General features: G+C 31.6%; 13 protein-coding genes and 1 pseudogene. 9 read left to right on the top strand and 5 right to left on the bottom strand.

The window, feature by feature from the left end; all coding sequences use genetic code 11:
• Nucleotides 1–17 precede the first annotated feature (17 nt).
• Nucleotides 18–1,307: an NCS2 family permease gene (locus tag BC6307_RS21110; protein WP_066415160.1), complete on the bottom strand. Its 1,290-nt coding sequence runs from the start codon at nucleotides 1,305–1,307 to the stop codon at nucleotides 18–20.
• 893 nt (nucleotides 1,308–2,200) lie between these two features.
• On the opposite strand from BC6307_RS21110, the gene BC6307_RS21105 reads away from it, so the two are divergent.
• Nucleotides 2,201–3,715, top strand: coding sequence for an HD domain-containing protein (locus BC6307_RS21105; RefSeq protein ID WP_066415159.1), 1,515 nt, complete (start codon nucleotides 2,201–2,203; stop codon nucleotides 3,713–3,715).
• Nucleotides 3,716–4,213: 498 nt separating this feature from the next.
• On the opposite strand, the gene BC6307_RS21100 is transcribed toward BC6307_RS21105, so the two are convergent.
• Nucleotides 4,214–4,420 carry a hypothetical protein gene (locus tag BC6307_RS21100; protein ID WP_066415156.1) on the bottom strand — a complete coding sequence of 69 codons (207 nt, stop codon included), beginning with the start codon at nucleotides 4,418–4,420 and terminating at the stop codon, nucleotides 4,214–4,216.
• 210 nt (nucleotides 4,421–4,630) lie between these two features.
• Between BC6307_RS21100 and BC6307_RS21095 the strand changes: the two genes are divergently transcribed.
• A complete protein-coding gene (locus BC6307_RS21095) occupies nucleotides 4,631–4,852 on the top strand; it encodes a hypothetical protein (protein ID WP_066415154.1) in 222 nt (73 codons plus the stop codon).
• A gap of 361 nt (nucleotides 4,853–5,213) precedes the next feature.
• Here the strand turns inward: BC6307_RS21095 and BC6307_RS21090 are convergent, their stop codons facing one another.
• Both BC6307_RS21090 and BC6307_RS21085 read right to left on the bottom strand, forming a co-directional pair.
• Nucleotides 5,214–5,897 carry a hypothetical protein gene (locus tag BC6307_RS21090; RefSeq protein WP_066415152.1) on the bottom strand — a complete coding sequence of 228 codons (684 nt, stop codon included), beginning with the start codon at nucleotides 5,895–5,897 and terminating at the stop codon, nucleotides 5,214–5,216.
• Between the two features lie 152 nt (nucleotides 5,898–6,049).
• Complete coding sequence (locus tag BC6307_RS21085) at nucleotides 6,050–6,475, bottom strand: hypothetical protein (RefSeq protein WP_066415151.1); 426 nt, start codon at nucleotides 6,473–6,475, stop codon at nucleotides 6,050–6,052.
• A gap of 585 nt (nucleotides 6,476–7,060) precedes the next feature.
• Here BC6307_RS21085 and rsgA point away from each other — a divergent pair.
• The 3 genes from rsgA to BC6307_RS24925 all read left to right on the top strand — a co-directional run bounded on the left by rsgA (nucleotide 7,061) and on the right by BC6307_RS24925 (nucleotide 9,987).
• Entirely contained in the window at nucleotides 7,061–8,122 is a 1,062-nt protein-coding gene (rsgA, locus tag BC6307_RS21080; protein ID WP_066415148.1) for a ribosome small subunit-dependent GTPase A, read from the top strand.
• A gap of 285 nt (nucleotides 8,123–8,407) precedes the next feature.
• Nucleotides 8,408–9,703 carry a helix-turn-helix domain-containing protein gene (locus BC6307_RS21075; RefSeq protein ID WP_066415146.1) on the top strand — a complete coding sequence of 432 codons (1,296 nt, stop codon included), beginning with the start codon at nucleotides 8,408–8,410 and terminating at the stop codon, nucleotides 9,701–9,703.
• A 122-nt stretch (nucleotides 9,704–9,825) separates the two neighbouring features.
• Nucleotides 9,826–9,987, top strand: coding sequence for a hypothetical protein (locus tag BC6307_RS24925; RefSeq protein ID WP_157076630.1), 162 nt, complete (start codon nucleotides 9,826–9,828; stop codon nucleotides 9,985–9,987).
• A gap of 216 nt (nucleotides 9,988–10,203) precedes the next feature.
• Here BC6307_RS24925 and BC6307_RS25390 read toward each other — a convergent pair.
• Nucleotides 10,204–10,515: pseudogene (locus BC6307_RS25390) on the bottom strand (hypothetical protein); the annotation flags it as partial.
• A 148-nt stretch (nucleotides 10,516–10,663) separates the two neighbouring features.
• Between BC6307_RS25390 and BC6307_RS21070 the strand changes: the two are divergent.
• The 4 genes from BC6307_RS21070 (at nucleotide 10,664) to BC6307_RS21055 (ending at nucleotide 15,656) form a co-directional block, all read left to right on the top strand.
• On the top strand, nucleotides 10,664–11,242 hold the full coding sequence (locus BC6307_RS21070) for a hypothetical protein (RefSeq protein ID WP_066415143.1): 579 nt from the start codon (nucleotides 10,664–10,666) through the stop codon (nucleotides 11,240–11,242).
• Between the two features lie 697 nt (nucleotides 11,243–11,939).
• On the top strand, nucleotides 11,940–13,190 hold the full coding sequence (locus BC6307_RS21065; protein WP_066415140.1) for a hypothetical protein: 1,251 nt from the start codon (nucleotides 11,940–11,942) through the stop codon (nucleotides 13,188–13,190).
• Complete coding sequence (locus BC6307_RS21060) at nucleotides 13,180–14,421, top strand: arginase family protein (RefSeq protein ID WP_066415137.1); 1,242 nt, start codon at nucleotides 13,180–13,182, stop codon at nucleotides 14,419–14,421. The genes BC6307_RS21065 and BC6307_RS21060 overlap by 11 nt, the downstream gene beginning before the upstream one ends.
• Nucleotides 14,415–15,656: a hypothetical protein gene (locus BC6307_RS21055; RefSeq protein ID WP_066415135.1), complete on the top strand. Its 1,242-nt coding sequence runs from the start codon at nucleotides 14,415–14,417 to the stop codon at nucleotides 15,654–15,656. The genes BC6307_RS21060 and BC6307_RS21055 overlap by 7 nt, the downstream gene beginning before the upstream one ends.

The raw sequence follows: 15,656 nt of genomic DNA, 5'->3' as shown, positions 1-15,656 counted from the left end.
CGATGTATTACATTTATTTAATGTGCGGGGAAGAAGATCATTTGAATGATAAAAATCACTGCAAATACGTAAAGAATTGGATGAACTGATTTCCCTTTTCCACTAACTAATTGAAGCATTGGATACGTAATAAAACCGACAGCAATTCCAGTTGCAATACTAGAGGTTAATGGCATTGTAATTAGGATTGCAAACGCAGGAAACGCTTGGTCGAATGTTTTCCAATCAATTCTTGCAAGGCCTTCCATCATGAAGCAGCCGACAATTATTAGTACTGGTGCCGTAATCGCCGGTAAATCGGAAATCGCACTAATTAACGGTGAGAAAAATAATGCAAGCATAAATAACCCCGCAACAACAATGGATGTTAATCCAGTTCTTCCTCCAGCTGCTACACCAGATGAAGATTCAATATAAGCAGTGGATGGGCTCGTCCCAAAAGTAGAACCTACTGTTGTCGCTATTGCATCCGCCATTAATGCTTGTTTAGCACGCGGAAGTTTTCCATCTTTCATTAAACCTGCTTGTTCAGACACACCGATCATCGTTCCAGTTGTATCAAAAACAGTTACTAATAAAAAGGCAAATACTACCGTATATAAACCGTGTGTAAAAACACCACTTAAATCTAAATCAAAAAATACTGGTACAGGTGGTAACGACCATATTCCATTAAAGTTTAATAGATCGAAAAAATAACCGATTAATGCTGTAACTAGCATTCCGTAAAATAGAGCACCCCTTACTTTACGTGCTAACAATATTAACGTTACAAAAAGACCAAATATGGATAATACAGTAACTGGGTTCGTTAAGTCCCCAAATGTAACCATATTCACTTCATCTGGGACAATAATCCCAGCCATTTTTAAACCGATAAATGCAATAAATAATCCAATACCTGAAGTAATACCATACTTCAACGAATTTGGTATAGCTTTAATTAAAACTTCCCTTAAAGAAGTAAAAGTTAATAACAAGAACAATAAACCTGCTAAAAACACTGCTCCAAACACAATCTGATAAGATATCCCATGAGCACCTACAACACTAGCGAAGTAAGCATTTAATCCCATTCCCGGTGCAATTGCAATTGGGTATTTTGCAAAAATCGCCATAATCAATGTCCCAACTACTGCAGCAATAATAGTTGCTGTGAAAACTTGTTCAAATGGTACACCGGCAGAACTTAATATTGCAGGGTTTACAAATACGATGTATACCATTGTTAAAAACGTAGTGATACCAGCTAAAACTTCTGTTTTGACGTTCGTTCCATTCTCTTTCAATCGAAAGAATTTATCCATTCTGACTTCCTCCATCTAGTTGCTAATTATAATTAACGCTCAAATTTTATCTTATTATTTTTTGCCCAACGAGTATAATATCCTTATATTAATATGTTGTCAATATAAGATTGTTCGTGTTTTGGTTGTATTCTTTCGCAAATTGCTTGGGGACGAGGAGGGAGGAAGTTGTCCATGAATATATATTGGAAACCTTTGAAAAAATTGTTGTTATTTTGATTAGTGAGATGGAGTATAAGTGTAGACGAGGTAGTACCTATATTTAGATATGACTGATGAATATTCAGTGGCTATCCAGGTTCTATGAAGCCTATCCAAGATAGTGTTGAGACTGTTATTTATACTCTGCGTAAGTTGAAGAAACGCTCAACGCTCTAAAGTAGTAAGCGACTATTGATTAGTTTAAACTGATTAGTGAAGTAATTTTAGCAAATCGTTATTCTGATAATATGCCTGAAGTGAGAAAAGAAGATTTATATTAGGGGGTTGAAAGGTATAGAGAAGCCTTGCTGCAAGGTCTTTTAGTACCATACCTTAACTTATTTTTAAGTAGAATTCAATTTACAAAATAAAAGTTACTTCATAGTACTACTATGATGTTTTTATTGTAAATTAGAAAAATAATATCATCATCTGGAATATTGTTACATCCTTCTTCCGCTAAAATCTTATATTACTATTTTGCAGTACTATTATACTATAAAAAGTTAAAATTTATAGATTTATTGGAGTTTTTCTTTTTTATCTAATAGGTCTAATATCGTTCAACAAATATAAGCAAAATATTATAAATTTTTAACTGTATGGATTTGTAAAAAAGTACATAAATAAAAAGGAATTATTGTCAAATTGTAGAACTTATTCCCTATAAAGGAATAAGGAGGAGACTAATATTGTTATACACTGCAGAAAATATATTTATTAAAAGCGTTTTAGATCCTATTCATGGTTTAATTAAAATGACAGAGGAAGAAATGGAGATTATATCTCATCCTTTATTCAACAGGTTGAGAAGAATAAAGCAAAATACTTTTTTATACTATGTCTTTCCGTCAGCTAATCATACTAGATTTGAACATTCAATTGGAGTAATGCATTTAGCGAGTGAAATGTTCTTAAGTGCAATTAGAAATGGAGATATTGTTAAAAACAAACAGAGAAAATATAATATTAAAGAAGATAGTAATATAGTAGATAGCAAATATTTACAAGAGAGTGAATTTGTTAATGCATACTTAAATTTAAGAATAGCAGCATTACTGCATGATATTGGACATGGGCCAATGTCACATTTATTTGATAAATTTGCTCCTAAAAGTAACGATTTTCTAGAGATGGTTAAAAATGATCAGTCAATTAAATTTTGCAATGAATTTGCCGCTGCTCTAGATAAAATAATTAAGAATAGTAATAATGATCAAGTTGAACATGAGTATGTCTCATATTACTTTACTGTTAAAATTTTATTGGACTTAGGATTTAGTGAAGAAAGAATTAAAACAATATTAACAATTATGAACGAAAACTTAAATTTAAAACAAATAAATATTAATGGCCACTCATTAACTCCGTTTCTAAATCAAATTGTTGCTGGTGCACCACTAGATTGTGACAGGATGGATTACTTGTTAAGGGATAGTTATTTTACAGGTGTAAGATATGGAAAATACGATTTAAATAGGCTTCTAAAATCCCTATTAGGGTATATTGATAATGAAACAAATAAAATTCGATTAGGAATTAAAAATAGTGGCTTACCAGCAATCGAGAACTTTTTACAAGCTAGATATGAACTTTATATACAAGTATATTTCCATAAGACAAATCAGTCATGTAATACTATGCTTCTAGCTTCCACAGCTACTCTTATCAATAATCAACATAAATTTGTTAATTGTAATAGTGTAAAAGAATTTATAGAGGCATACTTAAAGCTTTCGGATGAAAAATTTCTAGATGATTTAGAAAATGCTATTACTAATGAAATTGAAAAATCTATTCTAACGGATTTGAGAAATCGTAGATTATGGAAGAGATTAGTTGAGATTTTCCCAGAAGAGGAGAAAATGCGAAAAAGTGATATAGAAAATAGACTGAAAGGGATAACTGGGTATTTAGATAATAAATATCCAGACTTAATGCCTTGGGTGAAACCTAATTTTATTTCAAATGACCCTTTAAAGGATCTAAATGGAGAAAAAGCAGTTTTGTTAAAAAAAGATAACGATGAAAACCATATAATAGCTAAGCGTGATGATTGGATACAAGACTCAATTATATTTAAAGCTTTGTCTCAAAATTATTTAGTAGGACGAATATATATTAAAGTGAGAAATGATGAAGATAGTAGAAATAATTTTAGAAGAATAAAAAGTGAATTAAAAGAATTATTAAAACAGAACTTTTAATTTTTTAGGGATAAACGCGGGAAAGTAGTGCATATAGATATTGGAAATTAGTAAATGTTAGATTAATTGAAAGCCTTGCTGTAGCTTAAACGCTCAAGCAAGGCTTATTGTAGTGAACGCTGGGACAGGATGGTCTCGTGAGTAAATATTGGAAATTGATCAAAGAAATTCAAGAAACGTGGCCGCATCAAACCGTTTTAATCGTATACAATCTCATTTGTCATACCGCCGAAGCAGTTATATAGTTGTCCTTAATATTTTTGTTTTACTCAATCCCTGTTTCAATAACTGTTGTATTTCATATACATCTCCCACTTTTCCATCTTTTTTAACCTCCACCATAACTATTATCTTTCTAATCATTTTACTGAGATGGTTATTTGCTGGTATATATAGGAGAATATATATGTTTCATTTTATCGGGTAAAAGCTGTACATTTTATTATAGCAATCACATTTATTGTAATATTTATAGATAGAAATTCAGTTTGTGCGTAATTAACTTGCTTTACCAGTACCTTTGCAAACTTCACATTTTTTCGTACCACCTAATTTGCCAGTGATTCGAACAAATGCCTCGTAATAGCTAAACTGGCCGCCATCATAAAGTTTGTCAATTTCTTTGTCTACCTCTTTGTAATTACTAGCCTCAGTGTCCAATATTCTCCCGTCATAACAAGATGAACATCTACCTTTGCTAACCATAATATCACCCCCCTTAATAAAAATTATACAAAAACCTCTATATTCCTTTTTTTTTGCATGAGTAAATGCAGTGACAGTCATAAACAAGATATTATAAGCAAGTAAATAATAGTTTAATTTTAATCTCATATGCACAATTTCATTAAGTAAAATGGAGGAATTATCTATATACTGTCGAATTATTTGTTGAGATTAAAAGGAGGTGCTATTGTGGAACTAAAACTAATAGATAGTAATACCACTCCACATGCTGGATATGGTGCAGGTAGTGGAGAGGTAATTAAGGAAGAATATCAATGTCCTTGTGGTCATGCTAAGGTGATTTACGAAAAGGATGCCATCCCTGGCTTTAGGGATTCGGATATTTGGTGTACATGTAAAGAATGTAATGACAAGTACGAATTTCGTAGAGGTGTTGCATACGAAAGGTAATAAAGGTGAAGATGCAGTGAACGTAGGGAAAGTCATGCATGGACAAAGAAATTGAAAGTAATAAATACCATATAGACTTTTACTCATAATTTCTCTCAAAGAAAACCATCCGAAATCAAAAGGCTCCAATAGAAACTAGCAATTCTTATATTGGAGTCTTTTATACAATCATAAAGTTTATCTTGTAAATGCTCCGACCTTCGTACTTCCTTTATCCACTGTGTTGCTTTGTAAACTAAACTATCTATACTTTTGCAACGAGTAGGATATGTAGCATAATTACCGAAGAAAAAAGAATTTTAGATTTTCCCTAGCCTTTATGTTGTCTTATATTTATTCCTAGTAGTTGTTTTTAGGTATCTTACACACACAATTCCCCATCTTCCCCTACACTTCTATAACATTGATTACGTATAAATACTTCCTCAATGTACCAGCGGTCATTTTCTTGATTCATTATCACTTTTTTAACAGATCCAGCAACAGAGTCATCTCCAATTCCATAAATCAATACATAACCTGTAGCTCTCTTCTTTTCATCATCATAATCAACTCGCATTGTTACTTCCAAAACTCCCGTGCCGTTCTCGTAGGAAAAACCATGGTAATTGACCCAATTGGATAAAAGGTGACCTGGCGTTTCCCACTCTTCGTTTATCGACATAAACGGCTCACCAATTTCACCATCCCACTCACGCCAATTCGTTTCGCCCCTTACATAGCCCATAAGTTCATAACCTAGTGAAAAATCAGATACAATTTCCCATAATTGCACGTCAGGATTATTGCGTATATTAGGAGCAGTTTCTCTCGGAATTATAATGAATTCTTCCTCGTTATAAACATGATCCTCGCTATCGTTAATCTTTAACTCTTCTAACTCTTTTTCCGTTTCTGCCAAAGTTCTAGATTGTGTATCAAGTTCTTTTTCCAAATCTTTAATTTGTTCTTTTAGGGACGTTGTGACATCTTCTCCGTTTTCATTTGTATTTGTAGTTTCAGCAACGGTACATCCTGCTAAAAATAAAATTAATAGTATCCCCATTATAAATGTTTTCAGAACAAGCACCTCCAGTTAATAACATTAGTATTCTTACTCATCTGATTTCCCATTTACAAGTCGCATAATAATACAGAATATTATGTAAATTATAACATAGAATTTGTAAAATAATTCCTGTGTGGAAAATAAAAGCGTTATTTTCTATTTAACTCACTTAAAGCTTCTTTAATTTCATCATCAAATTTCACTTCCAAACTCATGTCGTGTTCATACACATAAAAGATTAAGACATTTTCCACTTCATAAACATTATATGAAACAGTATCCATTGTCGCAGTTTTCTCCTCAAAGTCCTCTAAACCCTTTTCGCGTTCTTCCGCTGACTTATAAATATAAACGGTTAACAACTTTCCATCTAATTCATAAGTAGTAGGTTTGACTCCATTAAGTTTCATTCTAAAAATGCTATCGTTGTGAAAATTACTATTTTCTTTAATGGCCAACTGCTGTTTTTCCAAAGAAGATACTACTTCATCCAGTGTTATAATATGAGGATTTGCTGATTGGCAAGATGTTAAGAAGAAAACGATTGATATGAGAAAAAGAGATACTTTGTTCAATTAATCACCCCCTGAATTATTGGACGTAATATTAGAATATATGTACCAGGTAGGTCAAAATAAACACTCAGTTGTTGGTAGGATAAGGAAACGGGAAATGAGATGGCCCCTCGTTCCTTCAGTTATAGTTAGCTACGTGGACCTTGGGTATATTTTGCTGTTTTTTATATTTTTCGTAGATAGTGTGCTGGTTTGAAGCCTAAATAGATATTGAGAATTGTTAAGTAATATAGTGTGTATATATTATAATATATATGAATGTTCTGAAATGTCACTCATTTAATTGAAGAAGTATTTTTCTTATGGTAATATAAGTATAATTTTTAATTTGAGTAGTAATCCTAATAGAATCATTTTACTACCTAACCGTAAAGTTTTTACTGGGCTAGTCAAAGTCTATACATGATTACTAATTTATTACATAATAGTATCATTTTAGTGGTTAAAGTGTATTTGAAAGGAGATAGAGTATCTCCCATTTTATAATAAGAAATTTATCATTTTGCTTAACTGTTAAATAGGGAAGGAGAAAGAACTTTGGAGGGTCTGATTAAATTGTTATAAATCTACTATGGGGGTAAAAAAATGAATTTATGTCAACTAGGTTGGAATGAAACATTACAAAAGGAATTATTGTGTTATGAGTTTAGTAATTTTTCAGTCGGAAGAGTTTCATTAGAGCATAAAAATATGTATAGAGTTCTAACAGATCAAGGTGAACTGTTAGCTGAAGTTTCAGGCAAGTTTCGGTTTGAAGCTTTAGATACTGGAGATTACCCGGCAGTAGGTGATTGGGTATTAATTTCCGTAATGGCGGAAGAAAGAAGAGCAATAATCCATAAACTTTTTACAAGGTTCAGCAAATTTTCTCGAAAGGTCGCTGGAAGGGCTACTGAAGAACAGATAATCGCGTCGAATATTAATACGGTGTTCCTCGTAAATGCTCTAAATAATGATTTTAATATTCGTAGAATTGAGCGATATTTGTTAATGACATGGGAAAGTGGTGCCAATCCAGTCATAGTGCTAACAAAGGCAGACTTATGCAGACAAGATATTAGTGAAAAAGTAATTCAGGTAGAGGAAGTCGCATTTGGTGTACCTATTCATGTATGTAGTGCACTAGATGGTACAGGGATAGAAGAACTACAAGATTATTTTATATCAGGCCAGACTGTTGCATTACTTGGTTCATCTGGTGCTGGAAAATCAACTTTAACGAACCGATTACTAGGTGTAGAAAAGCAGTTAGTTCAGGAAACTCGTAAAGTGGATGACAAAGGAAGGCATACAACAACCCATCGTGAGCTTTTTTTACTTCCAGGTGGTGGGATTATTATTGATACCCCTGGGTTGAGAGAACTTCAATTTTGGGAGACGGAAAATTCTCTTAGCAAAAGTTTTTCAGATATAGAAGAAATCTCTAATCGTTGCAGTTTCAATGATTGTCAACACGAATCTGAACCAGGCTGTGCTATTAAAGCAGCAATTAATGAAGGAGCACTTGATATAAAACGCTTCCAGAGTTATTTAAAGCTCCAGAAAGAGTTAGCTTATTTTGATCGAAAATCTGATGTACGTGCCCAACTTGATGAAAAAGAAAAATGGAAGAGAGTTTCTAAAGGTATTAAAAGTAAAAGACGGTAAAAGTAAACCCCATTATCTTCTAAAATGATAGTGGGGTTTTTAGTACATAAAGCCTGAATGCAATATAATACTTTTTATCTAAAATTAACCAAAATATTATCTCTTAATAGTATAATTATTTTTAAAAGATGAAATATAATATATTCTAAATTTGTCTTACAAACATTTTAAAAGAGAAAATGAGCAAATTTATAGTTGGAATGTTCCGAATTATTAATATTAATTTGACTGCCTATAACCTGAAAATAGTACCTAAGTAGATGGAAATATAAGGAGGAGATAATTTTGTTTTTAGCTGAAAGAATAAGACAATTAAGAATACATAAAGGTATGAATCAATCTGAACTAGTCGAGGGGATTTGTTCAATAACTTATTTGAGTCGTATTGAAAATGGGAAAATAAAGCCATCAAGGCAGTTTTTGGAAAAGATATCAGTAAAACTCGATATTGATTTACGTTATCTTATAGAGACAGATACATTAAGTTTTGAGTCTACTATTCAAGATATATCAAATAGATATAGGCTAAATAATTCAATTACCGATAAAGAGGTATCTCTTCTTGAAATTCATTCCGTAGAAATGCACTCAGTCCCAACACTTTTACAAATATATGGGGTATTAATTCACTTTTATATACGAAATCAAGATTTAAAAAATGCAGAGCGGCACTTTGAAAAATCACTAAAACTATTACCTGATAGGGGGTTGGAATACTACCCCGAAGATTCAATATTCTATTTTATGGCTTGTGGTAACTATTATTATAATAAACAAAATTTTAATAAGGCAGATGAATATTACACAAATGCAGATAAGCTACTAGATGAGGAGGAAGGGATCCAGAGGGCAAATTTGTATTATAATCTATCCTTGGTTAAACAGCGCCTTTCTAAAAATCAGCAAGTTAGTAGACAATACTCATTAAAGGCATATGAATTATATAATAAGCTAAATTATTCCTCTAATATCATTTCTGTTTTAATTACTCTTGGAGTTCAATATCATTTAGACAATATGTTTGAAGAAGCAAAAAAATGTCTTGAAAAAGCAGAGGGACTAATTGATTTAGCTGATAGTAAATCATTATTAGGAATGATTAAGTACAACTATGGGCGAATCTATCAGGGAATGAAAGAATTTGATAAAGCTATAACTTATTTTGAAGAAAGTTTAAAGTTTAATAATAACAACGGAAAAGAAAAGGTATATTCTTTAAGGGGACTAATAGAAATATATTCTGAATTAAAGGATTGGAATCAAGTAAACAAACTCTTAAGTGAGGCTATTCAAATAGTAGATAATCTAAATCTTAGTTATCTTTATGTTGAAATTCATGGATTAGTTGCAGAGTTATTTAAGATACGCGGAGATGATTATAATTATGAAAAGGAGATGCAGCAAATAATTTTATTCGCTCAAGAAAATAATCAGTTATTATTGGTGAAAAAGCACTCTATTAACCTTGCTAATCATTACTTTAATGTTAATGCTTATAAAATGGCTGCAAAATATTATCAAAAAGCACTAAGGATTGAAACGAAAATTAGTGAAAATCAGGATCAATATGTCTCAGTTTAAGTAAAGATATAGAACTATTTTATGGTTTAACTTGTAAAATAATTATTCGAATTTTACTAGTTATTATTAACTACACCTTAAATATATGATAGTAATATCAAAAGTATTAAGGGGTAGATACTATGTTTAGATTAAAACTATTATTAATGACTCTTCTTTTAGTTGGCACATTATTCACTTGGGGTATCAATATAATAAGTCTAGAGAATGATAACCAAAAACAATTCGAATATGCAGGTGATGAATATCAACCTGGGCCATTTGGAAGTGATGAAAACTCGTAAATATAAAAAGAGACTGATATCTAATTCTAGGTATCAGTTTTTTTGTTTTTTGGCTCTGTTAATTTTAAAGGCGATCACAAGACACATCAAATAGCCAATTATACAAAAGTAACATTAAAGTTCTTGAAAGTGCTGGACTACCACTTAAGAATTCATAAAAGTTTAGAGTTATTCCAGAAATCATAATTATTATGGCATTTTTTTCTTCTCCCCACATTAGTCTACATCCATACATGGAAAATGTTTCCCTATTTTTATATTATTTTTCCTTTTCGAGTCATTCAAAGTTACTTCATCGTTGGTATTGTGCTCTCCAACACCTGAAACCACTCAAGGTAATTGTTAAGGTTTTTAGTTGCTCACCGTTATATCGTTGTAACCAACCTTTAAGTCGTCGGTGGTATCTTCTGATGTTCTTGATGTGAAAAGGCCTTTTTTGTGCAAACTTTTACGTCGGACTTAAATGATGGATATATATCCAATCCTTTTTAGCCGCAAATGTTTTTTAAAGGCACGCCAAGAGTCGGTACTATTTTACCTTAGTAAAATTATTTAGATAAATTAAAGAGTTAACATCAAAGTTTTCAACAATATTTTACTCATTACAGTAAACAAAATAAACGAGTTATATTGTTACTAGAAACAAACAAAAAACAATTTGAAAGGGGGGCAGGGAATGAAAGTAAATATTAATCAGGAATTAGAAGTAGGAAAAGTTACAAATAAATCGTTAAATGACGGTGCTTATATAAACTTTCAACTTTTTAAAAAGAATCAACTATCTAAAAAGAAGGAAACAGCTAATAAGGAGAATTTACCAATAATTCATCTAAATACATTAGCACAAATTATCTATGAAGCTCTAAAAGAATATGATTCAGAGGACATACCGATCATTCCTACCATTATTGTTATAAGGGAAAATACTGTATCGGGGATAAATAACAAAGGTATATATTTAATAGATTTCATTAAAGAAATTTTAATTCCTTTAAATAATATTGTAGAGGACGATTGGAATGCTCTTAAAAAAGAATCATTATCCTCATTAGCAATTGGATATTTGATAAGAGAAGAAGATAATAAACAATTTAAAATGAATAAGATAAAAGATAACGCTCAGGAGATGATATTAAAAATGAGTAAATTCATAGATTTACATGGTGAACTTAAAGATATTGTGATTGAGAAACAGTTGGGTGATTATAAGTTACCTATATCTTTTTTTCAATGGATTAGCAATAAGAAAATTTAATAGAAAATAGTTTTTTGAGTTAAGTATAGGTATCCAATTTACTCCAAAAAATATATTAGGATGATTAAACCTAAGATCGAGGGCCACAGAATCAAATGAAAGGAGGAAAAGAAAATGGTTGAGAAAAAAGAAAAGGTGTCATTAGAAGACTTAGAAATTCGATTTTCAGAACTACGTGATGAAGAACTGGCAGCACGCCCAGTAACACATGTAGGTCACTAATAATATAAAAAAGGAGGAATGAAAAATGGTTGAGAAAAAAGAAAAAGTATCATTAGAAGATTTAGAGATTCGATTTTCAGAACTACGTGATGAAGAACTGGCAGCACGCCCAGTAACACATGTAGGTCACTAATAATATAAAAAAGGAGGAATGAAAAATGGTTGAGAAAAAAGAAAAAGTATCATTAGAAGATTTAGAGATTCGATTTTCAGAACTACGTGATGAAGAACTGGCAGCACGCCCAGTAACACATGTAGGTCACTAATAATATAAAAAAAGGAGGAATAAAAAATGGTTGAGAAAAAAGAAAAAGTATCATTAGAAGATTTAGAGATTCGATTTTCAGAACTACGTGATGAAGAACTGGCAGCACGTCCAGTAACACATGTAGGTCACTAATTTCTACGTAAATATTACACTCTATTAAACTCTGTGGCCTTCGATCTTGAGTTTAATTGCAAGGAGGAAAATACATTGAACTTTTATAAGGATTTAATTAAAAAAACTAATAATTTTATAAGTCCATCTCTTAATGATAATTTAGCTGAACTGGATTTAACTGCAGTTTATGATGCACCCGTCAAAGCACTTAAAGAAATGTCAAAATCTGTGCAAGTACAAGATCCAACGTATAAGAATAGCTTACGTATCTATGTTAATGGAGAGGCACGGGAAGATATGGAAGAGTATATACTTCAAAATCCACCCCAAAGTTTCTCTGTTTTGGAAGAATGGGGGAAAGATACTTTTGGTGATGCGGATTATTTAATCATATTGAATCGAGTAGAAAAGTGGCATGATCCTATAGTTAAGTGGTGTGGAGAATTATTCCTTTCTGCAGAAGGGAAGATACATGAAGATCTATTACACCTAGAAGTGACCTATTTTATTGGTAACACTACTTATACCCCATTTGGAGTTCATATTGATGATATATCTGATGCACTTCATTTAAATCTAGGTCCTAATAAACGGTATATGCATTTATGGTCTCCAGAGCTTTACAAAAAAATGAGGGGATCTTTAAAACCATTAATAAATCCTAATAATCAATTTTTAGCAAAATCTCAGCGATTTCAGATAAATCCAAACAATTGGTTCTATCTTCCTGCTAGTAGATACTTCCATATTGGGGAAAATACAGACTTTAGTGTCTCTCTAGCTATTGCCCTAATTAGATTTGATTCAGAAACCATTATAAAGAGATCTTTACAAGAAGATATCGTCAAAATTCAATCAATTAATGACCAAGATATTAATGAACTCATAAATAATGTATTGGAAGAAGTAGTTCAGAGAGAAGATGGATTAATATCTTATGAAAAAGTAAGTACTTGTAAGGACAACAAGTTAGAAGAGGAAGTTATAAAGTATATATTACGAATACAGAGTAACTTAGGATTTCGAGTACCTACAAAAATGACGTTATTAAAGATGGATCAATCAAGATGGAATGAAAGTACGATATCTATAGTAAAACCTTTTAAAATACTGACTTTGGTGAAAGATGATGTGATGCATATCTTCGCCAGAGGGAATATAGTTAGTCTAACCAACCATTCCATACTTTCTGAACTTATAAAATATTTAAATTCAGAAAGTAGTATTGAATTCCAAGAATTAAAAATGAAATATAGTCAGCACTTAAGTGAGGATTCCTTAAATACTCTTATTCAAACATTTTATAAGTGTGGAATTTTAGAGGTGAAAAGCCTTGTCCATTAACAATCAGAGTTATGTTATTAACCCTAGCTTATCGGTTAAAGAAAGAGATGATGATGTATTAATTGTTCTACCTCACGAAAGAAAGAAACTTCAGGCCAGTAAACAATTTATTAAAGTATTAAAGATTATAGAAAAACCAATAGAGTTAGCGTCTGTTGAAGAGCTTGGAATTAATAATAAGGTTTTGCAATTTCTGTTAGGAGAAAAAATTTTAGTTCCTGAAAGGGATGTTCAGTACTACCAAAATGGTCTTATAAATCATCCTAAAGATACAATCGGTAAAAAAATAGATATTATGAAGATTAATTCTAATACAGAATTCCAAGGACAGTTTTGCTTTATTGGTGTTCCCGTTTCTTACGAAAATAAGGGGTTAAATAGTCCTGTACATGGGACTTCACAAATTCGGGCAAATATTAAACTTTTTGATACTCTAAGTTCATTGGATTTCCAAAAAGAAGAGGAGTTTATATTCGATTTAAACCATTCTAAATCTTATGTTGGTAGTGATGTTGTGCCCTACGATATAGGAGATATTATATATGATTCCCGTTCGGAGTCAATAAATGATGTCAATAATAAAGTGAAGTTTATTGTAAAAAAGGTGTCTGATCATAAACTTAAACCTCTAGTTCTTGGTGGAGACCATACAATTACTTATCCAGTGGTTTCTACCCTTATGGAAAGATATAAAAATTTAACCATTATACATTTTGATGCCCATACAGATCGATACGAAAGCCGGTTAAGAAACATACAAGGTCTTACTATAGGAAATGTATTTAGTGAATTAATGAAGGAGAAAAATTTCCATCAGCTAGTGCAAGTTGGAATAAGAGAATTTGATAAAAAAGATCATAATTCTATTGACCTAGAAGATAGAGTAACAATTCATTCTGCTAATAAAATTCACATGTTAAAAGACGTAACATCTATTTTTTCTTCATTAGATAAGAATAATCCAGTTTATATTTCATTTGATGTAGATGTCTTAGATCCAGCTTATGCTCCTGAAGTAGCATGGCCAGTAATTGGGGGTCTTCACTATCACCAAGTTTCGTCATTAATAAGTCACTTATGTAGCAATTTTAATATTGTCGGAGCTGATTTTGTTGAAGTCTGTGCTGGTAATAGAAAACCAAACTTAGCTGCTTTATCAGCCGCAAACCTGGCAACTTTAATAACACTTAATCAAAATAAAAAAATAGTTGAGGTGACTAGTTCATGTTAATAGCGAATGAAGTATATAAGAAAGAAATATTTTCTAAAGATTGGATGGAACAACTTCTTCACCATACCAATAACTTAGAGGATTATGCTCTAATACCCAACTTGTTAATACAACCTGATTATATTAACAATGAATTAAAATATGCATTTAGTCAGATTAAAGATAAGGATGAAAAACCAATTTTAAGGATTTTTACAGATAATGGCCAACGTTATGATTTATTAGAGGAGATAAAAAATGCAACATTTGCTCCAGAAAATAACCTAGACTCATGGATAAAAGAAACGATTGGTCATAAAGAATATTGTCTTACTTTTAACGGTATAACCAAATGGAACAATCAATTACATACACAGTTAACTAAAGACGTTGTTAGAAAAGTTGTAGATTCCGTTGGAGTTCCGTTAGCTGGTGTCGATACCTATGCTTTTATTGCTAATGGAGGTTATACACCTTTTGGAATACATGAAGATCCGGACCACTCGTTAATTTTTCATCTAGGTCCTGATGAAAAACATGTATGGATATGGAAACGAACAGATTATCTTAAATTAACTGGAGGAAAAAATGATCGCCGATTCGATTTAGAAAACCTTGTTCCGTATGCTGATCACTTTGTGATGAAACCAGGTGACTGTTTATTTATCCCAAAAGGAGACTTCCATGTTTTTGAAAATGTTGGATACTCCTCGTTTTTAGGATTCATATTATATCCTTCCAATTCTATTACTATAGGTCATGAGGGGATAAATATGCTGGCAGAACGGAACGGGAATAATTCTTTATATTTTGTTAAAGAGGATGAATTAAAAAACAGTATATATGAACAAATCAACAGAATTACTTTACCAGCAGATAACTCTGTTGAAGAGGGTCTAAAAAAAGGTGCATACTTTTATCATTTGTTACTAAAAAGTAATGGATATGCCATCCATAAGCCTTACATAGATAAGGTTCAACAGGTAAATTATGATAATAAAACATTACAGAAGCCTTCTTGTTTTCCGATTTTACATGAAACCTACAATGGGAAAATAACAATATTTGTTAGAGGAAGGTTACTAGAGCTTAAAAATATACAAGGTATAGTAGAAGCGATGGATGTCCTTAACGCCGTTCAGGAGGTATCTTACAAGGAACTGCTAGAAACATTAGCAAACTTTATACCTTTAGAAGTTGCTAAGATTTTGCTAGATTGCATTATTCACTATAAGGGATTATATGTAAAGGAGTAG

Source organism: Sutcliffiella cohnii (assembly GCF_002250055.1).
In the GTDB taxonomy this organism is placed as follows: domain Bacteria; phylum Bacillota; class Bacilli; order Bacillales; family Bacillaceae_I; genus Sutcliffiella; species Sutcliffiella cohnii.
The sequence above is the reverse complement of the archived record's forward strand: the minus strand, read 5'-3'. Positions and strand labels throughout refer to the sequence as shown.